General features: G+C 61.9%; 18 protein-coding genes. 11 read left to right on the top strand and 7 right to left on the bottom strand.

What is annotated here, in order from left to right:
- The first annotated feature begins 78 nt into the window (after nucleotides 1-78).
- The 3 genes from nosP (at nucleotide 79) to C8K61_RS07820 (ending at nucleotide 4,544) form a co-directional block, all read left to right on the top strand.
- Nucleotides 79-1,269: a nitric oxide-sensing protein NosP gene (nosP, locus tag C8K61_RS07830; RefSeq protein ID WP_108095656.1), complete on the top strand. Its 1,191-nt coding sequence runs from the start codon at nucleotides 79-81 to the stop codon at nucleotides 1,267-1,269.
- Nucleotides 1,172-3,817, top strand: a complete 2,646-nt coding sequence (nahK, locus tag C8K61_RS07825; protein ID WP_108095654.1) for a hybrid sensor histidine kinase/response regulator NahK/ErcS' — start codon at nucleotides 1,172-1,174, stop codon at nucleotides 3,815-3,817. The genes nosP and nahK overlap by 98 nt, the downstream gene beginning before the upstream one ends.
- A gap of 199 nt (nucleotides 3,818-4,016) precedes the next feature.
- Nucleotides 4,017-4,544, top strand: a complete 528-nt coding sequence (locus C8K61_RS07820; protein WP_108095653.1) for a transposase — start codon at nucleotides 4,017-4,019, stop codon at nucleotides 4,542-4,544.
- 104 nt (nucleotides 4,545-4,648) lie between these two features.
- On the opposite strand, the gene C8K61_RS07815 is transcribed toward C8K61_RS07820, so the two are convergent.
- The 7 genes from C8K61_RS07815 to C8K61_RS07785 all read right to left on the bottom strand — a co-directional run bounded on the left by C8K61_RS07815 (nucleotide 4,649) and on the right by C8K61_RS07785 (nucleotide 10,724).
- Nucleotides 4,649-5,491, bottom strand: coding sequence for a DMT family transporter (locus C8K61_RS07815; protein WP_108095835.1), 843 nt, complete (start codon nucleotides 5,489-5,491; stop codon nucleotides 4,649-4,651).
- 20 nt (nucleotides 5,492-5,511) lie between these two features.
- Entirely contained in the window at nucleotides 5,512-6,177 is a 666-nt protein-coding gene (locus C8K61_RS07810) for a response regulator transcription factor (RefSeq protein WP_108095652.1), read from the bottom strand.
- A gap of 35 nt (nucleotides 6,178-6,212) precedes the next feature.
- Nucleotides 6,213-6,749 carry a PQQ-dependent catabolism-associated CXXCW motif protein gene (locus tag C8K61_RS07805; RefSeq protein ID WP_256589382.1) on the bottom strand — a complete coding sequence of 179 codons (537 nt, stop codon included), beginning with the start codon at nucleotides 6,747-6,749 and terminating at the stop codon, nucleotides 6,213-6,215.
- 204 nt (nucleotides 6,750-6,953) lie between these two features.
- Nucleotides 6,954-7,745, bottom strand: coding sequence for an ABC transporter permease (locus C8K61_RS07800; protein ID WP_108095650.1), 792 nt, complete (start codon nucleotides 7,743-7,745; stop codon nucleotides 6,954-6,956).
- Nucleotides 7,742-8,542, bottom strand: a complete 801-nt coding sequence (locus C8K61_RS07795) for an ABC transporter ATP-binding protein (RefSeq protein WP_108095648.1) — start codon at nucleotides 8,540-8,542, stop codon at nucleotides 7,742-7,744. Before C8K61_RS07795 ends, C8K61_RS07800 begins: the two co-directional genes overlap by 4 nt.
- Nucleotides 8,539-9,507 carry a YVTN family beta-propeller repeat protein gene (locus C8K61_RS07790; protein WP_108095646.1) on the bottom strand — a complete coding sequence of 323 codons (969 nt, stop codon included), beginning with the start codon at nucleotides 9,505-9,507 and terminating at the stop codon, nucleotides 8,539-8,541. Before C8K61_RS07790 ends, C8K61_RS07795 begins: the two co-directional genes overlap by 4 nt.
- A 23-nt stretch (nucleotides 9,508-9,530) precedes the next feature.
- The gene (locus C8K61_RS07785; RefSeq protein WP_108095645.1) at nucleotides 9,531-10,724 is read right to left on the bottom strand and encodes an ABC transporter substrate-binding protein; all 1,194 of its coding nucleotides are present in this window, start codon (nucleotides 10,722-10,724) and stop codon (nucleotides 9,531-9,533) included.
- Nucleotides 10,725-11,146: 422 nt separating this feature from the next.
- On the opposite strand from C8K61_RS07785, the gene pedF reads away from it, so the two are divergent.
- The 8 genes from pedF to C8K61_RS07745 all read left to right on the top strand — a co-directional run bounded on the left by pedF (nucleotide 11,147) and on the right by C8K61_RS07745 (nucleotide 21,195).
- Nucleotides 11,147-11,584: a cytochrome c-550 PedF gene (gene pedF, locus C8K61_RS07780; RefSeq protein WP_108095643.1), complete on the top strand. Its 438-nt coding sequence runs from the start codon at nucleotides 11,147-11,149 to the stop codon at nucleotides 11,582-11,584.
- 5 nt (nucleotides 11,585-11,589) lie between these two features.
- On the top strand, nucleotides 11,590-12,480 hold the full coding sequence (locus C8K61_RS07775) for an ABC transporter substrate-binding protein (protein ID WP_108095642.1): 891 nt from the start codon (nucleotides 11,590-11,592) through the stop codon (nucleotides 12,478-12,480).
- Nucleotides 12,481-12,561: 81 nt separating this feature from the next.
- On the top strand, nucleotides 12,562-13,311 hold the full coding sequence (locus C8K61_RS07770; RefSeq protein WP_108095640.1) for a quinoprotein dehydrogenase-associated SoxYZ-like carrier: 750 nt from the start codon (nucleotides 12,562-12,564) through the stop codon (nucleotides 13,309-13,311).
- Nucleotides 13,312-13,424: 113 nt separating this feature from the next.
- Nucleotides 13,425-13,733, top strand: coding sequence for an EthD family reductase (locus C8K61_RS07765; RefSeq protein ID WP_108095638.1), 309 nt, complete (start codon nucleotides 13,425-13,427; stop codon nucleotides 13,731-13,733).
- A gap of 18 nt (nucleotides 13,734-13,751) precedes the next feature.
- Nucleotides 13,752-14,675, top strand: coding sequence for a quinoprotein relay system zinc metallohydrolase 1 (locus C8K61_RS07760; protein WP_108095636.1), 924 nt, complete (start codon nucleotides 13,752-13,754; stop codon nucleotides 14,673-14,675).
- 251 nt (nucleotides 14,676-14,926) lie between these two features.
- Nucleotides 14,927-16,705, top strand: coding sequence for a methanol/ethanol family PQQ-dependent dehydrogenase (locus C8K61_RS07755; RefSeq protein WP_108095634.1), 1,779 nt, complete (start codon nucleotides 14,927-14,929; stop codon nucleotides 16,703-16,705).
- Between the two features lie 319 nt (nucleotides 16,706-17,024).
- The gene (locus tag C8K61_RS07750) at nucleotides 17,025-18,545 is read left to right on the top strand and encodes an aldehyde dehydrogenase family protein (RefSeq protein ID WP_108095632.1); all 1,521 of its coding nucleotides are present in this window, start codon (nucleotides 17,025-17,027) and stop codon (nucleotides 18,543-18,545) included.
- A 496-nt stretch (nucleotides 18,546-19,041) separates the two neighbouring features.
- Complete coding sequence (locus C8K61_RS07745) at nucleotides 19,042-21,195, top strand: PQQ-dependent dehydrogenase, methanol/ethanol family (RefSeq protein ID WP_108095630.1); 2,154 nt, start codon at nucleotides 19,042-19,044, stop codon at nucleotides 21,193-21,195.
- The last annotated feature ends 38 nt before the right edge of the window (nucleotides 21,196-21,233 follow it).

Genomic DNA, 21,233 nt, shown 5'->3' with positions numbered 1-21,233 from the left:
AACACCCAAGTAGGATTCGGCCACCGCCGCCCGCTCCGTACCATCAGCGCATCAGCGTCACTTTCCCCGGGTGGGTCTATGCAGCAGGAAACAACCGACGGCGTGGTTATGGCCATGTCTACCGCCACCGAGCCGGAACAGGTGGCGCAGGAGCTGGCGCGTCAGTTGATTCACCCGCACCTGGGTTTTGTGCTGTTCTTCTGCTCCGCCCAATACGACCTCGACGTGCTCGGGCCCACGCTTGAGCAATACTTCGGCGGCATCGGTCTGGTGGGCTGCACCAGTGCCGGGGAAATCACCCCGCTGGGCTATGGCCGCAACTGCGTCACCGCCGTGGGGTTCGACCACCGCAGCTTTTCCATCGCCAGCGCGCTGATCGACGAAATGGAGCGCTTCAGCCTGATCGATGCTCAGCAGTTGGTAGAGCGCCTGGTCAGCGATTGCCGCAACAACACGCTGGCGCCGATCAAAGACCACTGCTTCGCCTTAACCCTGCTCGACGGCCTCTCCAGCCGCGAAGAACTGGTGCTCGCCGCCCTCAGCGCGGCGCTGGGCAGCATTCCGCATTTCGGCGGCTCGGCCGGCGATGACCTGCACCTCAGCCGCACCTATGTGTATTACGGCGGCGCCTTTCATGTCGGCGCGGCGGTGGTGGTGTTGGTGAACACCCACCTGGATTTCGAAGTGTTCAGCACCCACCACGTCGAGCCCACGCCGGTGAAGCTGGTAGTCACCCAGGCCGACAGCGCCAGTCGCCGTGTGCTGGAACTGAACGCGGAACCAGCCGCCGCCGAGTATGCGCGGCTGATCGGCGTGCCGCTGGAAGCGCTGGACGTCGGCACCTTCGCCGCCCACCCGCTGGCGGTGCGGATCAACGAGCACTACTACGTGCGCTCGATTCAGCGGGTCAACGACGACCTCAGCCTGAGTTTCTATTGCGCGGTGGAGAACGGCATCGTGCTTACCGCCATGACACCCGGCCCGCTCACGCCCAACCTGCACGGCCTGTTCACCCGCTTGCAGACGCGCCTGGGGCCGCCGCTGCTGACCATCGGCTGCGACTGTTTTCTGCGCCGCCTGGAAGTGGAGCGCACCGACGAGGTGGCGCAGACCTCCGCGCTGTACCAGCAACAACGGGTAATCGGCTTCAACTCCTACGGGGAGCAGTTCAATGGCATGCATATCAACCAGACCTTCACCGGCGTTGCCATTGGCCGCCGCGCCAGCCGTGCCGAACGAGGACCTGGCGAGCCTGCAGCAGGAGCTTGAGCAGCTGCGCGAAGACAAGCGCAAGCTGCAACGCATCAATGCCGCGCTGATCGAACGGGTGGAATCCAGTGCCTCGCGCCGCGACGACTCCTATGCCGCCTTCCAGCACTCGGTGGTGCTCGCCGAACAAGTGCGTGAGCGCACGGATGCACTGAACCAGGCCATGGCCGAACTCAAGGCCAGCAACCAGTTGCTCAGCGACGCGCGCCTTCGGGCCGAGACCGCACATCAGCATTTGATCGACGCCATCGAAAGCATTTCGGATGCCTTTGTGCTGTTCGATAAAGACCTGCGCATTGTGCTGTTCAACAGCCGCTTCAAATCCTTCTGGGCCCGCAGCCGCGCGCGCATCGGCGCCGGCACGCGGCTGGCGGAAATCAAGCGCCTGGCCGAAAGCAGCGGGCTGATCGTGGAAGAACACAGCCGCAGCGGCGACGACCACACTCTGTACCGCCTGCACAACGGCCGCTGGATGCAGGTGAGCGAACGGCCCACCCGCGAGGGCGGCCTGGTGATTCTGTACACCGATATCACCGAGGTAAAAATCAGCGAAACCATGCGCCGCGAACAGGCGTTGGCGCAGAAGTCACGGCTGCTGCAACGGGCTGTGGATAACCTCTCCCAAGGCGTGGCCATGGTAAATGCCGAGGGCACGTTGGAGCTGTGGAACCACCGTTTTCTTGAGCTGTGCGGGTTGGCGCCCATCGAGGCCCATCGGCCTTTTGTGGAGGTGATGGAAGATAGCGAGCTGGGCTTGCTGACGCCCGACACGCAAGACACCAACGGCCGGCGCATACAGCAAATGGAACAGCGCCTGTTCGACGGTCGGGTGCTGGAAGTGCGCACCCACCCGATGCCGGCCGGCGGTTACGTCAACACCTTTACCGATATCACCGAGCGCTACCGGCACGCCGAAGCCATCAGCGAAAGCGAGCGCTGGATTCGTCTGATCACCGACCACGTGCCGGCGCTGATCGCGTACCTGAGCGCCGACCTGGTCTACGAGTTCACCAACAAGGTGTACGAAGAGTGGTACCACTGGCCGCGCGGCGGCATGCTCGGGCAGAACATGCGCGAGGTGCACAACGACGAACACTTTCGCAACCTGGCGCCCTACACCGAGCGCGCGCTGAACGGCGAAAGCGTCACCTTTGAAGTGGTTGAAACCAACCGCAACGGGCAGGAGCGCTGCATGCTGCGCTCCTATGTGCCGAACCGGCAGGCCAGTGGCGAAGTGGTTGGCATCTTTGTACTCATCCGCGATATCAGCGAACGCCGGCGCACGGCCGAAGCGCTGCACCAGGCTTACCAGAACCTTGAACAACGGGTGCGTGAACGCACCTCGGAACTGACCCGCCTGAACGGCCAGTTGCAGCAGGAAATCGACGAGCGCAGCCAGGTCGAACTGCGCCTGCGCGAAGCCAAGCGCGAAGCGGAACAGGCCAACCTGTCGAAAACCAAATTTCTCGCCGCCGTCAGCCACGACCTGCTGCAACCACTGAACGCCGCGCGCCTGTTCACCAGTGCCTTGCTCGAACGGGTCGAGCCCAGCGGCAGCCAGACCCTGGTGCGCAACATCAGCAACTCACTGGAAGACGTGGAAAACCTGCTCGGCACCCTGGTGGATATTTCCAAGCTGGATGCTGGGGTGATCAAAGCGGATATCGCGCCGTTTGCCGTCGGCGAGCTGCTCGACAACCTGGCCCTGGAATACCGCCAACTGGCCGCCGTCGAAGGCCTGCAGCTGGACTTTATTGCCTGCTCGGCGCTGGTGCGAACCGATATCCAGCTGCTGGCGCGAATCCTCCGTAACCTGCTGAGCAACGCCATCCGTTACACCCCCAACGGCCGCATCCTGCTCGGCTGCCGACGTAAACGGCAGAGCCTGGTGATCGAGGTGTGGGACACCGGTATGGGCATCGCCGAAGACAAACTCGGCGAGATTTTCCAGGAATTCAAACGCGGCGACGTGCAGCGGCATAACCAGGACCGTGGCCTGGGATTGGGCCTGGCCATCGTCGACAAAATTGCGCAAATGCTCGGCCACCGCATTCGCGTGGCCTCGGTGCCGGGCAAAGGCTCGGTGTTCTCCATCGAAGTGCCCAAAGCCAGTCGCGCGCCGAAGGCCAGTAGCGAACCGGTGGATAACTCCGGACGCCTGTTGGAACGCCTGCACGGCTCGAGGGTGTGGGTGCTGGACAACGACGCCGCCATTTGCGCCGGCATGCGCACCTTGCTGGAAGGCTGGGGCTGCCAGGTGGTCACCGCCTTGTCCGAAGAAGACCTGGCGCGCCAGGTCGACAACTTCCACGCCGACGCGGACCTGCTGATCGCCGATTACCACCTCGACGACGGCCACAACGGCGTCGACGCCGTCGCCACCATCAACGCCCGGCGCAGCACCCCGTTACCTGCCCTGATGATCACCGCCAACTACAGCAACGAACTGAAACTGCACCTGCGCGAGCTAGGGCACACCTTGATGCACAAACCGGTACGGCCGATGAAACTGAAGACGGCGATGAGTCATTTGCTTGACGAAAGTTAACGTTCGCACATAGATCCACGGTGCGCGGAGCACACCCTACGGGGAACTCGATCTGCTTTTGTAGGGTGTGCTATGCGCACCAAGCGGTGGCCCGTCTTACGCAAAGCACGTCCAATCACTGCACTGTTTGCGCACCCACGTACATCGCCCACTCAACCTGTTTTCTAAGCTGGTCACCCCCACTAGCAGGAGACAGGGAATGTCCAACTATCGCCGTCCTCAAAACGCAGGCGGGTTGTATTTCTTCACGTTGGTAACCGCCAAGCGCCGGCCATTGTTCGCCGACGAAAACGTTCGTCGCACGCTGCGTCATGCCGTCGAAACCGTCCGTCAAAGCTATCCCTTCACTATCCACGCCTGGGTCCTTCTGCCCGACCATATGCACTGCATCTGGGGGCTTCCCATACACGACACAGACTTTTCCAAGCGTTGGGCGTTGATCAAAGCCCATGTCAGCCAGCGATACAACTCGCCCACCAGCAACACCAGCAAACGGCGTAGGCATGAGCGGGATATTTGGCAGCGGCGTTTCTGGGAGCATCGATTGCGTGACGACGAAGACTACCGGCGTCATATGGATTACGTGCATTGGAATCCGGTGAAACATGGGCTGGTAAGGACCGTAGTGGAATGGCCTTGGTCGAGTTTTCATCGGTTGGTTCGTGAAGGTGTTTACCCCGGCGATTGGGGCACGGCCGATCAATCGGGGGAGGGGTTTGGTGAATAGGTTGCGGTGTTGGCGAGATCGCAACGGTGCGCGGAGCACACCCTACGCGGCTGCTTTCGTAGGGTGTGCTCCGCGCACCAGGCGGTGGCCCGGCAACCGCGTTTTCACCGAGGGCGTGTTTTGGCGCGAAGCACCAACGCAATCCCGCCCAACACTGCCACCGACGCCATCACCAACCGCGCGCTAATGCTTTCACTCAGCAACACCGCCCCCGCCAGCGCCGCCAGAATCGGCACACTCAGTTGCACCGAGGCCGCCTGGAAGGCGCTTAGCCCAGGCAGCGCGCTGTACCAGATGAAGTAACCCACCCCCGAGGTCAGTGCGCCGGAGAGCAGGGCGTAGATCAGCCCCGGGGTGTCCCAGTCCAGACGCTGGATAAACACCAGGGTCAGCAGGATGGCAAACGGGATCGCCCGCAGAAAGTTACCGGCACTGGCGGCCAGTGGGTCCTTCACGCCACGACCCAGCAACGAGTAGGCGCCCCAGGCCACCCCGGCAAGCAGCATCAGGCCGCCACCGACCAGGGGCGGCGCGCTGGCTCCGGGAAGCATCAGGGCAATCACCCCGGCCAACGCCAGCACAAAACCAATGCCCTGCTGCAGATTGGCCCGCTCACCACGGGCAAACCCGACCACCAGCATGCTGATCTGCACCGCGCCAAACAGCAGCAACGCGCCGGCGCCGGCATCCAGGTGCAGGTAGGCGTAGGAGAACGCGGCGGCGTAGACAAACAGCGCCGCGGCCGATGCCAGGTTGCCGGCCATTGGTGCGCTGCGGTTACGAAGTCGCAGCAGCACCCAGAGCATCAGCGCGCCGCTGAGCAGGCGCACGCTGGTGAAGGTCACAGCGTCGATCTGGGTGGTCTTCAGCGCCAGGCGGCAGAGCAGCGAGTTGCCGGCAAAGGCCAGCATGGCCAGGGCGGTGAGCAGCAGGGTGCGTGGGGTCAGCACCTTTTCCATACAAACCCTTAGCGGCGCAGGTAGGCCGCGAAGTCGATGTCGCCGGCGGAGAGAATGGCTTGCACGCGGTTATGCACATTGAGTTTGTGCAGGATGGCCGACACATGGGCCTTTACCGTGGTCTCGGCAATTTCCAGGTGGTAGGCGATCTGCTTGTTCGACTCGCCCTTGGTCATGCGCTCCAGCACCAACAGCTGTTTGCGCGTGAGCGCTTGGAGCAGTTCCGGGGCGAAGCTCGGTGCGTCGTTCTGGCGGTGGCGGCTGGGGTTTTTCTGGGTGCGGATGATGTCGGAGGGCAGGTACACCTGGCCGTTGAGGATCTGTTCGATGGCTTCGGTCATCTGCAGCCGTGGCGAGGACTTGGTGATAAAACCGACGGCGCCATAGGTGATGGCTTGCAGCACGATTTGCTTGTCTTGCTCGGCGGAAACGATTACCACCGGAATGGTCGGCGCTTCGTTGCGCAGGTTGATCAGGCCGTTGAGGCCGTGCATGCCGGGCATGTTCAGGTCGAGCAGAATCAGGTCGAGGTCGTCGTGTTCCTGGGTCAACAGCAGGGCGCTGTCGAGGTCGGCGGTTTCCATCACTTCGCTGTCGGGGAAGCCGTCGCTGATCACGTTATGAATGGCTTCGCGAAACAGCGGGTGGTCGTCGGCGATCAGAATCTTGTACATGGTCAGCACCTGTCTTCTTATGGTTTTTGCGGGGCTTAGGGAAAAGCCTGGGGTTGTGCGGGCATCAGGGGCAGGCCCGCTTGTTCCCAGGCATCGATGCCGTCACGGTACCAATAGAGTTGCTTGTAGCCTAGCTCGTGGGCGCGTTTGATCGCGTTCCAGCTGGCCCAGCAGTCGGAACGGCAATAGAACACCAGCGGCCGTGCCAGGTCGCCTTCGGTGAGGCGCTGCAGGTTGTCGCTGAAATAGGCTTGCCACGGCCCGTCCAGGTCGCCATTGCCGGTATTGGCCAGCCACAGGCTGCCGGGCAGGTTGGAGTGGGGTTCGTCTTCGATAAATTGACCGTTGAGCCAGGTGCGCCGGTACACATCCACCAGGCGGGTGGCCGGTTGTTCTTTGAGCAGCTTTTGCAGCGCAGGCGTGTCGAGGGTGCGTGCGTGCTCTGCGTTGGCAGGCGTGGGGCTGCGGTATTGGGTGATGCGATAGCCGTCCTCGGAGAAGAGGGCGGGCGTAGTGTCGGCCTGGCAGTTGAGGGCCAGAAGTCCGAGCAGCACGCAGACGGACGTGTGCATAAAGCAGCGCATGGCGAGGCATCTCTTATTTATTTTTATGTAGCCATTACAGGCCAGATGCCATGCCGTCGGTATTGAACGTTACGCCGGTAAAACCAGTACGAAAGTAGTAGAGAAGGTACGGTCCCGTAGGGTGTGCTGTGCGCACCAATGCGTTTGACAGGCAATCGCTTGGTGCGCACACCGAACGCGGACCGGCACACCCTACGAAGGGCGGCGTACGGCGGCGTGTTGGGGGTTGAAGCTGAGGACGGCGAGTACGCTGAAGATCAAAGTCAGCACCAAGCACACGACCATGGCCAACAGGTTGAACCGCTCATACAGCGCAAACCGCACTAACTCCACCGCATGGCTGAACGGATTCAACGCACACAACCAATACAACCACTCGCTGGACTCACGCATCTTCCACAGCGGATACAGCGCCGACGACAGAAAGAACAACGGGAAGATCACGAAATTCATCACCCCGGCGAAGTTCTCCAACTGCCGAATGCCGTTGGACAGCAACAGCCCCATCGCACTCAGCAACAATGCCACCAACAGCAACGCCGGCAGCGCCGCGAGCATGCCCCAGGCTGGCGGTTGCACGCCGTAGGCCCAAGCGATGGCGAGAAACGCGTACACCTGCAGCAGCGAAATCAGCGCCGTGGCCAACAGCTTGCTGGCCAGCAAAAACGCGCGGGGCAGGGGGCTGGTGAGCAGTACGCGCATGCTGCCCATCTCGCGGTCGTAGACCATCGCCAACGAACCTTGCATGCCGTTGAACAGCAAAATCATGCAGGCCAGGCCCGGGACGATGTAGGTCTCGTAGGTGATGTAGGTGTCGTACGGGGCGATGATGGCGATGCCCAGGGCGGCGCGAAAGCCGGCGGCGAACACCAGCAGCCAAAGCAGTGGGCGCACCAGGGCGCTGAGAAAACGCGTGCGTTGCAGCACGAAGCGCAGCCATTCGCGTAGAACGATGCCGCGTAGGCAGTGCCAGTAGGCGTTCATGGGTGGTTGCTCTTGTAGGGTGGCCGGTCCGCGTTCGGCAGCGCACCCTGCAGTTGCCCGTCCATCGCATTGGTGCGCGGAGCACACCCTACGGTTAGGTCGGCGAAGGCTTGGGCAAGTCCGATGTTTCCGGCAATTGCGCTGGCGTCGTCATTGGCCACCAACTGGCCTTGGTGCAGCACCAGCAACGCATCGTCATCCTGCACTTCATCAAGCAAATGGGTGGTCCACAGCACGCTCAAGGCTTCCTCGCGGCACAACTGCCGCACGTGGGCGAGCAGCGCTTGGCGGCTGGCCGGGTCGAGGCCGACGCTGGCTTCGTCGAGCAATAACAGACGTGGTTGGTGCAGCAACGCGCGGGCGATTTCCACTCGACGACGGTGGCCGCCGTTCAAGTCGCGCACCTTGTCGCGCCGGCGCTCCTGCAAGTGCTGGCGCTGCAATTCGGCTTCGATACGCGCCGTCGCCAAATTGCTGGGCATGCCATGCAGCGCGGCGTGGTAGCGCAGGTTCTGCTCCACGCTCAAGTCCAGGTCCAGCGTGCTTTGCTGAAACACCACACCCAATTGACGCAGCGCTTCACGTGGCTGGCGTTGCAGGCTGTTGCCGTACACGTGCAGCTCACCCTGTTGCAGGTCGTACAGACGGGTGAGCAGGGCGATCAGGGTCGACTTGCCCGCGCCGTTGGGACCCAGCAGGGCGGTAAAACGCCCGGGCTCCAGACTGAAACTGACCTGCTGCAAGGCCTGCCGCGCGCCATAGCTGAAGCTGATGCCGCTGGCTTCCAAGGCTTTCACGGCGTCACCACCACACCCCAGGGGTAACGGCCGACCTTGATCGACTTGGTCACCTTCAGGCTATCCACGTCCACCACCGACACATCGCCGCTGATGCCGTTAGTGGCCAGCAGGGTTTTCTCGTCCGGGGTAAAGGCCATATGCCAGACGCGGCGGCCCACCAGCAGGTAGTCGAGGACCTCGAAGGTTTTCGCATCCACCACGGCGATATGGTTGGCCGGGCCGAGGGCCACGAAGGCGTATTTGCCGTCGCGGGTCAGCTTCACGCCCACCGGCTGCACCTTGTCCGGGTGCACGCCCTGGATCTGGAATTTCAGGGTTTTGATGATTTTGCGGCTGGCCACGTCGATCACGCTGACGGTGCCGCCGATTTCCGCCGAGGCCCACAGTTGAGTGCCGTCTTTGTTGAATTCCACGTGGCGCGGGCGCTGGTCGACCAGGGTGCTGTCCACCAGGGTCTGGGTGGCGGTGTCGATCCAATGCACCATGTTGGTGGTTTCACTGGTGTTGATCGCCCACTTGCCGTCAGGGCTCACGGCCATGCCTTCGGGCTCTACGCCGACGTCCACCTGGGCCAGCACTTTGCTGTCCTGGGTATCGACCACGGTCACCAAGGAGTCGTCTTCGTTGGAGATATACAGCCAGCGGTCGTTGGGGTGCAGGGCGAACTGCTCGGGGTCGGCGCCGGAGGGCAGTTCCTTGATGATTTTGCGCGTGGCCAGGTCCATCACCTGCACGGTGTCCGAGTCGCTTGCGCAGATGTACAGCAGCTTGTTATCGCTCGACAGCAGCAGGCCACGCGGGCGTTTGCCGGTGGGCAGTGTGGCGGTGACGGTCTGCGTGTCTACGTCGATCACGCTGATGTTGTTGTCTTTCTCGTTGGAGATATAGGCCGTGGCGGCAAAGCCCGATGAGCTAAGAAGCAGGCCGCTGGCCAAAGCGGAAAACACAAAAAGACGGCGCATGGCGGTTCCTTGTTGTTGGTTTTTTAGAGGGGCTGATCGCTAAGTCGGCAACCGCTTTCGGGCGCATCGAGCCCCAGGCTGTCCAGCTCGGTATCGGGGTGCAGAAAGCCTTCCTGCGGCGAGGTGCTGACCAGGGCGCGTGGCTGTACCAGCGGAATCGGCTGGCGCAGCTGGCCGTCCCAGTTGCGGAAGCTCAGCTTGCGACCCTTGAAGCCATCCAGCGGTAAATCGGGCGACAGCTCCAGGGTGCGGATGGCCGCTGGGTCGGTGTTTTTCAGGTGGGTGACGGCGGTGGCGATGCTGCGCACGCCCATCCAGGCGGCGAAATCGCGGTCGTTCATCCAGCGTTTGGCGTACAGCTCGAAGCGCTTTTGCAGCTGGGCGGCGCCGTAGGTTTCCACGGTCTTGTGCCAGCCCATCGGCACCAGGCCCTGGGTGCCGGCCACTGGGCGCGGCAGCCAGGTGTTGAAGGGCACGTACTCGCCAAAGTCGCCGGCTTCATCGGCCACCAGCACCACGTCGTAATCGCTGGCCTGGGTGAACAACGGCATATCGGCCTGGGCGCTGCGGCGCTGGTCGTTATCAAAGCTCCAGGGTTTTTCCGCGATGATCTTTACCCCGAAGCGTTTGGCCGCGCGACGCAGGGCGGCGGCGTAAGCCAGATCGCCAGGTTTCTGACCGACGATCAGCAGCGCTTTCTGCCATTGGCGCAGCACCAGAAATTGCACCAGCGCATCGCTGAGCATCGCTCGGCTCGGCAGGGTGTGCAGCACATTGGTCGGGCAGTTCTGGCTGCGCAGGTCGTCGTCGTAGGCGCCGGCGTTGAGCAACAAGCTGTCGCTGAAGGCTGCGCTGAGTTGGCGCAGGGTGTCGGCCGGGGCGTTTACCACAAACAGGCGCAGGCCCTGGTCGTGCAGTTGCTGAGCTGCGGCCAGCAGCTTCTCCGGTGTGTCCGCGGTGGCCACCTGCAGGCTGTATTCGTGCTGAAGAAAACGCCCGGTGCTGTTGCTGTCGGTGATCGCCAGTTCGGCGCCGCGTTGGCCAGCATCGCTGGGTTCGGGAATGACGTTGGACAGCAGCGGACCAACGTCTGGCACCAAGCCCAGGTAACCGACGCGTACGTGTAGTGGCTCTGCAGCGAAGCTGCTGGTGGCGAGCAGCGCCGAGCAGGTAATAGCCAGCAGATAAGCCAGGCCGTAAATCAGGTAGTGGCGCATGGCGGGGCGCTCCTTGTTCTTGTGCCGCCAGCATAGGAAGCGCCCACCCCCTGGGAAATATGCAGAAAGTACCAGGCGGCCAGTACCAAGGTAGTAAGTGCGCATCCGGCGGGCGCCTGCGCAATTGCCGCCAGCATTGTTGCCGATCCCTCCTGCGGCCTTACTACCAAGGGAGTAGCTCAAGAGCGCGAAAGCAGCATACGGCGCCAGTAGGGCGGTTCTTACCATGGCCCCACCAGAAGGTGTGAAAACTACTGCGCTCGGTTAGGCGGCGTTAAAAACAGACTCAACCTGCTCATTGGCTACAGCCAACTGCGCTGTTTCGCCTGTTTTTGCCTTGCCTAACCTTCGCTCGCTACGTTTTCACACCTTCTGGTTTGGCGCTTATTGCCTTGCCCAGCATCTCGAAGAGGATGGTTTCAATGAATAACAACAATGCCCTGCGTAGCCTGATTTTGCTTGCTGGTATCGGCCTCAGCGGCCTGGTCCTGGCCCACGGCGATGTCACCCCACAAGCGGTCAACACCGAAGGCCTGACGCCGCTGGGCAAGGAATGGAAAGACACCAACCCCTACCGTGCCCCTTACGCCAAGAACGCCCTGGCCGTGGAAATCGGCGCTTCGGCCTACAACCAGAACTGCGCCCGTTGCCATGGCCTGGAAGCCAAGTCCGGCGGTATCGCCCCGGACCTGCGCATGCTCGATGTCGGCGCCGAAGGGGATGAGTGGTTCAAGGAGCGCGTGATCAACGGCGCGGTGCGCGATGGCGCCGTGTATATGCCGAAGATGGCCGACTTCATCAGCCAGGAAGGTTTGTGGGCCATCCGTAGCTACCTGGACAGCGTGCACGTAGACGAGTGATCGCCATGCGCTGGCTACCGACCATTGTGTGCTGGGTGCTATGCCTGTGCGTGCCGCTGGTAAGCGATGCGCGGGTGCGGCCCTATGACGACATCGTCGCCTCGGGCGTGCTTAAGGTGGCGGTGTACGAACACTTCGCGCCCTACAGTTTTGAAGAAAATGGCAAGGCCCGTGGCGTGGATGTCGACCTCGCTCAGGCATTGGCCGAGGGCCTCGGCCTGAAGCTCGAGCTGCTGTGGATAGTGCCGGGCGAAAAACTCGACGACGACCTGCGCAACTTCATTTGGAAGGGCCATTACCTGCGCCCCGGCGTGCTCGCCGACCTGATGCTGCGGGTGCCCTATGACAAGGACTACCGCAACCAGCGCAACGACGTTGGCGAGCTGGCCAACGAACAAGTGGTGATGTTCGCCCCCTACCAGCGCGAGCGGTGGCAGGTGGTGCACGACACCCGACGCTTGCCCAAGGTCGACAGCATTGGCGTGTTCCGCCTGCACCGAATCGGGGTAGAGCTGGAGAGTGTGCCGTCGTTCTACTTGTCCACCGTATTTGGCGGCCAACTGAGCGCCAACACCGACCACTTTCCCACCACGGCTGCGGCGTTCGCCGCCTTGCAGGGGAAAAAAGTCGATGCCGTGATGGGCCTGCGCGGTGAGCTGGATTGGCTGATGTTCAATGCCAAGGACGCGGCGCTGAAAGAGTCTGACAACACCTACCCCAACCTCGGGCAGCCGACCTGGGATATCGGCATGGCCGTGCACGAAAGCAACCGCCAGCTTTCCAACGCCATCGATATGCAAGTGGAAGACATGATCAACGATGGACGTATGGCCAAGTTGTTTGAGGCCTATGGCGTGCATTACGAGTTGCCGGGGTTGTACCAGGAGGTCGAATGACCTCCCGTAGGGTGTGCTGTGCGCACCAAGCGATTCCCGAGTAAACGCAACGGTGCGCACAGCACACGCAACGAGGTTGATATGTCATTGAAGACGGTGTTTCTGCTCGGGGTACTGCTGACTCCGGCCGCCCATGCCGACCCAGGCAAAGACCCCATGCCCTCGGTGATGTGGCAGTTCTACCAGCAGAAAATGCTCGGCGCTAAACCCTTTGTGTTTGACGACAAGGTGGTGCTGCAAGCGCCGCCCTTTGCCGAAGACTCCCGTCAGGTGCCGATCCAGGTCGACGCCCGTGCCTATGCCGGGCAGGTCGAAAAGATCATCGCCTGGGCCGAGCTCAACCCCATTCCGCGCATCTTCAGCTTCGAACCCGGCCCGCAGGTGCAGCCGCTGTTGGCCATCCGTATTCGCGTTGAACAGGCCACGCCGATTCGCGCGGCGGTGCTGACCAAAGACGGCGTGTGGCATGTCGGTTCGGTGTGGGTGGAAGCGGCCGGCGGCGGCTGCACGGCGCCGAGCGTGGTACGTGCGCAGGATGGTTGGGAAGAGCGCCTGGGGCAGATTCATGCCGCGCAGTTTATCCACGGCAATGACTCCCGGCTGCGGTTGCGCGTGGACCATCCGATGGATAACGGGATGGTGGGCGGGGTGCCGGAGTTTTATCTGGACCAAGCGCAATTGCGCGATGAGAAAGGCCAGGTGCTGGCGAATATCGAACTGTTCCCCGCTGTGGCGGAAAACCCCGTAGTCAGCCTGGAAGTGCAGGGGCATGATCAAGCGCGGTTATGGCTGCGTGACAACAGTGGTAATGAATTTGAAGGTGAGTTTTAAACCTGCACCGCTCGTGTAGGGTGTGCTGTGCGCACCAGGCGATTTCAGCGTGTACCCATGGTGCGCATAGCACACCCTACGAAAAGCAACCGACCAACAGAGGAAGTTCGACCATGTTCAAACTCAGCGTCTTCTACCCCAACACCCCCGGTGCCAAATTCGACATGGACTACTACATCGGCACCCATATGCCACTGGTACAGAGCCGCGTAGGTGCGGTGTGCACCGGCACCGGCGCCGACAGCGGCCTGGCCGGCGGCGCGCCGGGTGCTCCAGCAGCGTTCATCGCCATCGGGCACGTGTACTTCGACGATGTCGAAGCCTTCCAGGCCGCCTTTGCCCCGCACGCCGCCGAGGTCGTTGGCGACCTCGTCAACTTCACCAACGTCGAACCGACGATGCAATTCAGCGCGGTGCGTTAAACCGCCAAGGAGCCAGGTATGCGCCTGTGGTGTTCACTGTTACTGCTGGCGCTTGCCGCGCACGCCTCTGCCGCGCAGGACTACCACCTGCAACCGCGGCAGATCGCGGAGGACACCTGGCTGCTGGAAGGCAGCCGGGATAATTTCGATAAAACTAATGGCGGCAATATCGTCAACACCGGGTTTATCGTCACCGATGCGGGCGTGGTGGTCATCGACACCGGCCCCTCCAAACAATATGGCGAGGCCATGCGCCACGCCATCGCCAGCGTCACCCCCCAGCCAATCGTGCTGGTGCTGATCACCCACCATCACCCCGATCACGCCCTGGGCAATCAGGCCTTTGCCGATGTGCCGATAGCCGCGCTTGAAGGCACGACCAAACTGCTGGCCGAGCAGGGCAACGCCATGGCGGAAAACATGTACCGCCTGGTGGGCGACTGGATGCGCGGCACCGAGGTGCTGTTGCCGACCGAGACCGTGACGGCGGGTGAGCGCCAGGTGGGCAATCACCGTTTGCGGCTGTTGGCCCTGAGCGGCCATACCGGCGCCGACCTGGCCATTCTTGATGAGAACAGCGGCGTGCTGTTTGCCGGTGATTTGGTGTTTTACGAGCGGGCTCTGACCACGCCCAACAGTCCGGGGCTGGATGTATGGCTCAAGGATCTGGATACCCTGCAGGCGCTGCCCTGGAAACTGATCGTGCCCGGCCATGGGCCGGTTGCCAGCGATGCGGCGCCCTTTGCGCAGATGCGGGATTACCTTGGCTGGCTGGACGGCTTGCTGCGTGACAGTGCGGCCAAAGGCCTGGATATGAACGAGGTGATTCGCGCGCCGATTCCCGCGCGTTTCGATGGAGTAAATCTGTCGCGGTATGAGCTGATTCGCAGCGTGAGCCATCTGTATCCCCGCTACGAGCAGCAAGCACTCCCGCTCAGATAACGACCGTAGGGTGTGCCGGTCCGCGCTCGGTGTGCGCACCAAGCGATTTCCGAGTAAACGCCATGGTGCGCATAGCACACCCTACGGGTTCGAGGTTTGTTTGGAGGGTGACGATCGGCTGGTATTGCTACCAACGAACTAAGAAATTGCGCACTGCGGGCAATTGTTGAACAGGCGCGGCAAACCAAGAATCTGCGCCACATCGGGAAATTTTCCCGAATGACAACAACAAGCCCGCAGAGGTAGACGCAATGAAGCTCACCGGTCTCACCCAGCCTTTCCTTCGCACCACTATGTGCATGGCTGTCACCTTGGCCAGCCTGTCGGCAGTCGCCGCCGTGACCGATCAGGACATCAGCGACAGTGGCAAGCGCAACGACCAGATCGTGGTCAACGGCCTCAACCAGGCCGGTCAGCGCTACAGCACCCTGGACACCCTGAACACCAGTAACGTCAAGGAACTGCGGCCGGTCTGGGCGCTGTCGTTTGGCGGTGAGAAACAGCGCGGTCAGCAAGCTCAGCCCATGATCAAAGACGGCGTGATGTACGTCACCGCCTCCTACTCGCGGGTGTTTGCCGCCGATGCGCGCACCGGTAAAAAACTCTGGCAATACGACGCCCGCCTGCCCGACGGCATCATGCCGTGCTGCGACGTGATCAACCGCGGTGTAGCCCTGTACGGCGACCTGGTGATTTTCGGCACCCTCGACGCCAAGCTCGTGGCCCTGAACAAAGACACCGGCAAGGTGGTGTGGAAGAAAACCGTGGCCGACTACAAGGCCGGTTACTCCATCTCCGCCGCACCGCTGATTGCCAAAGGCAAGCTGATTACCGGCGTGGCCGGCGGTGAGTTCGGCGTGGTCGGCAAAGTCGAAGCCTACGACCCGAGCAACGGCGAGCTGCTGTGGACCCGCCCAACTGTCGAAGGGAACATGGGCTACGTCTACAAAGACGGCAAAGCGGTAGAGAACGGTATCTCCGGCGGCGCCCCAGGCAAAACCTGGCCGGGCGACCTGTGGAAAACCGGCGGCGCGGCCCCATGGCTGGGCGGCTTCTACGACCCGACTACCGACTCGCTGCTGTTCGGCACCGGTAACCCGTCGCCGTGGAACTCGCACCTGCGCCCAGGCGACAACCTGTTCTCCTCCTCGCGCCTGGCGCTGAACCCGGAAGACGGCTCCATCAAGTGGCACTTCCAGACCACCCCACACGACGGCTGGGACTTTGACGGCGTCAACGAACTGGTGTCGTTCGACTACCAGGACGGCGGCAAAACCATCAAGGCGGCAGCCACCGCCGACCGAAACGGCTTCTTCTACGTACTGGATCGCACCAACGGCAAATTTATTCGCGGCTTCCCGTTCGTAGATAAGATCACCTGGGCCAAAGGCCTGGATAAAGACGGCCGGCCGATCTACGACGACGCCCACCGCCCAGGCGAGCCAGGCGCTGAGAAGAAAGGCACGTCGGTATTCGTGGCGCCGTCCTTTCTCGGTGGCAAGAACTGGATGCCAATGGCCTATAGCCAGGACACCGGCCTGTTCTACGTGCCGTCCAACGAGTGGGGCATGGACATGTGGAACGAAGGCGTGACCTACAAAAAAGGCGCCGCCTACCTAGGCGCCGGCTTCACCATCAAGCCGCTGAACGAGGACTACATCGGCGTGCTGCGCGCCATCGACCCGAAAACCGGCAAGGAAGTGTGGCGCTACAAAAACTACGCGCCGCTGTGGGGCGGCGTGCTGGCCACCAAAGGCAACCTGGTGTTCACCGGCAACCCGGAAGGTTACCTGATGGCCTTCGACGCCAAGACCGGCGAGAAGCTTTACCAGTTCAACACCGGCTCGGGCGTGATCGCCTCCCCTGTGACCTGGGAAATGGACGGCGAACAGTACGTCACCGTGCTGTCCGGCTGGGGTGGTGCGGTACCGCTGTGGGGTGGCGAAGTGGCCAAGCGGATCAAGGATCTGGACCAGGGCGGGATGATCTGGACGTTCAAATTGCCGAAGGAATTGGTGGCCAAGCACTGATGGTGATGTGAACAAAAAGCCCGGCTGATGCCGGGCTTTTTGATTTATGGGTTGCTGATGGAATTATGGAGGGATCTCGGACTCTGGATCCCAGCATGCGCTGGGATGACGGAGGTTTTTGCCCAATCCCCCGTCGTCCCAGCAAAGGCTGGGACCCAGAATCTTGCAGGAGTACACAGGGCCCGAAGCCCCGCCATCTACTACCAAATAACTAACCCGCCCATGCCATCGGCGCATTCCGAGCGTTCTGGCGCGTGCCTAAGATCGACCCATGATCTGCTCTGAGCCCAGGGCAGGCACCGACAAGAGAGGCCATGCCATGATCTATGCACAACCAGGCACCGCTGGCGCCGTCGTTTCCTTCAAGCCGCGTTACGGCAACTACATCGGTGGCGAGTTTCTCGCGCCGGTCAAAGGCCAATATTTCACCAACACCTCGCCGGTCAACGGCCAGGTGATCGCCGAATTCCCGCGCTCCAGCAGCGAGGACATCGACAAGGCGCTGGACGCTGCCCATGCCGCCGCCGATGCCTGGGGCAAAACCTCGGTGCAGGATCGCGCGCTGATCCTGCTGAAAATCGCCGACCGCATCGAAGCCAATCTTGAAGTGCTGGCCGTTACCGAAACCTGGGACAACGGCAAGGCCGTGCGTGAAACCCTGAACGCCGACGTGCCCCTGGCCGCCGACCACTTCCGCTACTTCGCCGGCTGCATCCGCGCCCAGGAAGGCAGCGCCGCCGAGATCAACGAACACACCGCCGCCTACCACTTCCACGAGCCCCTGGGCGTGGTCGGGCAGATCATTCCGTGGAACTTCCCGCTGTTGATGGCCGCCTGGAAACTCGCGCCAGCGTTGGCCGCCGGCAATTGCGTGGTACTCAAACCCGCCGAGCAAACCCCGCTGTCGATCATGGTGTTCGCCGAGATCATTGGCGACCTGCTGCCACCGGGCGTGTTCAACATCGTGCAGGGTTTCGGCAAGGAAGCGGGCGAGGCGCTGGCCACCAGCAAACGCATCGCCAAGATCGCCTTCACCGGTTCCACGCCAGTGGGCTCGCACATCATGAAATGCGCCGCCGAGAACATTATTCCGAGCACCGTGGAACTGGGCGGCAAATCGCCGAACGTGTTCTTCGAAGACATCATGCAAGCCGAGCCGAGCTTTATCGAAAAAGCCGCTGAAGGCCTGGTTCTGGCGTTCTTCAACCAGGGCGAAGTGTGCACTTGCCCCTCGCGGGCGCTGGTGCAGGAGTCGATCTACGACGCGTTCATGGTGCACGTGATGAAAAAGGTCGCGACCATCAAGCGCGGCGATCCGCTGGACACCGACACCATGGTCGGCGCGCAGGCCTCCGAGCAGCAGTTCGACAAGATTCTCTCCTACCTCGACATCGCCCAGGGCGAGGGCGCCGAGCTGCTCACCGGCGGCAAGGTCGAGCAACTGGAAGGCAGCCTGGGAGGCGGCTATTACATCCAGCCGACCCTGCTCAAGGGCCACAACAAAATGCGTGTGTTCCAGGAAGAAATCTTTGGCCCGGTGGTCGGCATCACCACCTTCAAAGACGAGGCCGAAGCCCTGGCGATTGCCAACGACACCGAGTTCGGTCTGGGCGCTGGCTTGTGGACCCGCGACATCAACCGCGCGTACCGCATGGGCCGAGCGATCAAGGCCGGGCGTGTGTGGACCAACTGCTACCACCTGTACCCGGCGCATGCGGCGTTTGGCGGGTACAAGAAGTCGGGTGTGGGGCGCGAGACGCACAAGATGATGCTCGATCACTACCAGCAGACCAAGAACCTGTTGATCAGCTATGACATCAATCCGTTGGGGTTTTTCTGAATCGCTAAAAACCCTCTCCCCAGCCCTCTCCCGCAAGCGGGCAGAGGGGGCCTGATAGGCGCTCTTCTGACGAATCGCGATTTGGCTCCCCTCTCCCGCTTGCGGGAGAGGGGCTGGGGGTGAGGGCCGCGCACTAAATCGACGTACCTTTTTGCTACGGTCGTCACGCCGAGGGCTGACCAACCTGTAACGCAACGCGGCCTGGCCGCGTTTTTTTATGCCGCAAGCAAACACCGCTCCCGTAGGGTGTGCTGTGCGCACCAAGCGATTTCCCAGTAAACGTCTGGTGCGCATAGCACACCCTACGCGACACCTGTCGCATCACCTGTCGTATTCATGCGACACCTGCACATCACTTCCACAACCGACCGCTTCGCTACAACCCCCGCCCTTACTGGCCTTCAGCCTTACAAAGAACCCCTGGCACAGCCGTTGCTCCAGTCCCTTGGTCAGCAGCGCGACGCTGCGGCTCCTAATAAGAACTGGAGATTCCACGATGAATCAGATTGGCCTGCAGCGGTGCCTTTTCGCCTCCCTGCTGTTGAGCGCGGCCATTTCCGGCCACGCCATGGCAGCCCCGGACAAACCTGCCGCTGTCGATGGTGCGCGGATCAGCGCCGCCGACAGCGAGCCCGGTAACTGGATGACCACCGGCCGTACCTACGACGAACAACGGTTCAGCCCGCTGAAAAAGATCAACGACGGCAACGTCGACAAACTCGGCCTGGCCTGGAGTTACAAGCTGGATATCGACCGTGGCGTCGAAGCCACGCCCATCATTGTCGATGGCGTGATGTACACCACCGGGCCGTTTTCCATCGTCTACGCGCTCGATGCCCGCGACGGCAAACTGCTGTGGAAATACGACCCGCAGTCCGACCGCTCGCGCGCCGGTGAAGCTTGCTGCGACGCGGTAAACCGTGGTGTGGCGGTGTGGAATGGCAAGGTCTACGTGGGCGTGCTCGACGGCCGCCTCGAAGCCATCGACGCCAAGACCGGGCAAAAAGTCTGGAGTGTGGATACCCGCACCGACCCGAGCCGCAGCATCACCATCACCGGTGCGCCGCGCATCGTCAAAGGCAAGGTCATCATCGGCAACGGCGGCGCCGAGTTTGGCGTGCGTGGCTATATCACCGCTTACGACGCCGAGACCGGCAAGCAGGACTGGCGCTTCTTCACCGTGCCCGGTGACCCCAAGGAAATGCCCAAAGGCAAAGGCATGGAAATCGCCGCCAAGACCTGGTTTGGCGACAACTACGCCAAACAAGGTGGTGGCGGTACCGTGTGGGATTCGATGTCCTACGACCCCGAGCTGAACCTGCTGTACATAGGCGTCGGCAACGGCTCGTCGTGGAATCCGCGTATTCGCAGCGAAGGCAAGGGCGACAACCTGTTCCTCTCATCCATCGTCGCCATTAACCCGGACAACGGCGAATACGTCTGGCACTACCAGACCACCCCTGGCGATGCCTGGGACTACACCGCCACCGCGCACATCATGCTGGTGGACATGGAAATCAACGGCAAGCCGCGCAAGGTGCTGATGCAGGCGCCGAAGAACGGTTTCTTCTACGTGATCGACCGCGCCACCGGCGAACTGCTATCGGCGAAAAACTTCATCCCGATCAACTGGGCCACCGGCGTCGACATGAAAACCGGCCGGCCGATCCGCAACGAAAAAGTCTCGGACTACTGGAAAGACCCGGAGAAAAAAGCCCGCCTGATTCAGCCGGCCTTCTGGGGCGCGCATGACTGGCAGCCTATGTCGTACAACCCGGCCACGGGCCTGGTGTATATCCCGGCGCACATCATGTCGGCCATGTACCAGGACGTTGAAGGCGCACCGCCGCGCTCCAAGTTCAAGAGCATTTACCAGCTCGACGTGAACACCGGGATGATGCCGGAAGACCCAGAAGGTCTGCGCAAGATCGCCGATACCTGGACGGGCAAACTCATTGCCTGGGACCCGATCAAGCAGGAAGCCCGCTGGGAAGTGCCGTACAGCACCATCTTCAACGGCGGCACCCTGAGCACCGCCGGCAACCTGGTGTTTGAAGGCACCGCCAATGGCCGTGTAGTGGCCTATACCGCCGACAAGGGCACCAAGGTCTGGGAATCGCCGGCCAATACCGGCGTGATGGCAGCACCGGTGACCTATGAAGTGGACGGCGAACAGTACGTGACCTTTATGGCCGGCTGGGGTGGCGCGTTCTCGACCTTTGCTGGCGCCTTGTCGCTGCACGCCGGGGTCAAACCCAACGCCCAGGTGCTGACCTACAAACTCGGCGGCAGCGCCAAACTGCCGGAACTCAAAGACCGCTTCGCCGAGCGCAAACCCGAGCCACCGGCGCTGACCGGCACCACCGCGCAGATCGACCAGGGCCGTGAGCTGTTCAACGGCAGCTGCTCGCAATGCCACGGCATCAACGCCATCAGCGGCGGCGTAGTGCCGGACCTGCGCACCCTGAGCAAGGAAAACCACGAACGTTTCCTCGGCATCATCTACGGCGGGCGTATTCCTGACGGCATGCCGTCGTTCCAGGGCCATCTGGATATTCAGCAGGCCGAAGCCGTGCACCAGTACCTGATCAAGCGCGCCATCGACCTGCAAGAGCAATTGGCCGCAGCGAAAAAAACTGCCAGCAACTGATCTTCAACCGCCCGCCACGGCGGGCGTTCAAGCGCGAA

This window comes from Pseudomonas sp. GV071 (assembly GCF_003050835.1).
Taxonomy (GTDB): Bacteria; Pseudomonadota; Gammaproteobacteria; order Pseudomonadales; family Pseudomonadaceae; genus Aquipseudomonas.
Note: the sequence above shows the minus strand (reverse complement) of the source record. Positions and strands in the feature narration are given on the sequence as shown.

Coding starts and splice junctions, on each gene's coding strand:
- C8K61_RS07775 (WP_108095642.1), top strand. CDS start 11,590: ATGCGCTGGCTACCGACCATTGTGTGCTGGGTGCTATGCCTGTGCGTG.
- nosP (WP_108095656.1), top strand. CDS start 79: ATGCAGCAGGAAACAACCGACGGCGTGGTTATGGCCATGTCTACCGCC.
- C8K61_RS07800 (WP_108095650.1), bottom strand. CDS start 7,745: ATGAACGCCTACTGGCACTGCCTACGCGGCATCGTTCTACGCGAATGG.
- C8K61_RS07770 (WP_108095640.1), top strand. CDS start 12,562: ATGTCATTGAAGACGGTGTTTCTGCTCGGGGTACTGCTGACTCCGGCC.
- nahK (WP_108095654.1), top strand. CDS start 1,172: ATGGCATGCATATCAACCAGACCTTCACCGGCGTTGCCATTGGCCGCC.
- C8K61_RS07750 (WP_108095632.1), top strand. CDS start 17,025: ATGATCTATGCACAACCAGGCACCGCTGGCGCCGTCGTTTCCTTCAAG.
- C8K61_RS07765 (WP_108095638.1), top strand. CDS start 13,425: ATGTTCAAACTCAGCGTCTTCTACCCCAACACCCCCGGTGCCAAATTC.
- C8K61_RS07790 (WP_108095646.1), bottom strand. CDS start 9,507: ATGCGCCGTCTTTTTGTGTTTTCCGCTTTGGCCAGCGGCCTGCTTCTT.
- C8K61_RS07745 (WP_108095630.1), top strand. CDS start 19,042: ATGAATCAGATTGGCCTGCAGCGGTGCCTTTTCGCCTCCCTGCTGTTG.
- C8K61_RS07755 (WP_108095634.1), top strand. CDS start 14,927: ATGAAGCTCACCGGTCTCACCCAGCCTTTCCTTCGCACCACTATGTGC.
- C8K61_RS07785 (WP_108095645.1), bottom strand. CDS start 10,724: ATGCGCCACTACCTGATTTACGGCCTGGCTTATCTGCTGGCTATTACC.
- C8K61_RS07805 (WP_256589382.1), bottom strand. CDS start 6,749: ATGCACACGTCCGTCTGCGTGCTGCTCGGACTTCTGGCCCTCAACTGC.
- pedF (WP_108095643.1), top strand. CDS start 11,147: ATGAATAACAACAATGCCCTGCGTAGCCTGATTTTGCTTGCTGGTATC.
- C8K61_RS07760 (WP_108095636.1), top strand. CDS start 13,752: ATGCGCCTGTGGTGTTCACTGTTACTGCTGGCGCTTGCCGCGCACGCC.
- C8K61_RS07810 (WP_108095652.1), bottom strand. CDS start 6,177: ATGTACAAGATTCTGATCGCCGACGACCACCCGCTGTTTCGCGAAGCC.
- C8K61_RS07820 (WP_108095653.1), top strand. CDS start 4,017: ATGTCCAACTATCGCCGTCCTCAAAACGCAGGCGGGTTGTATTTCTTC.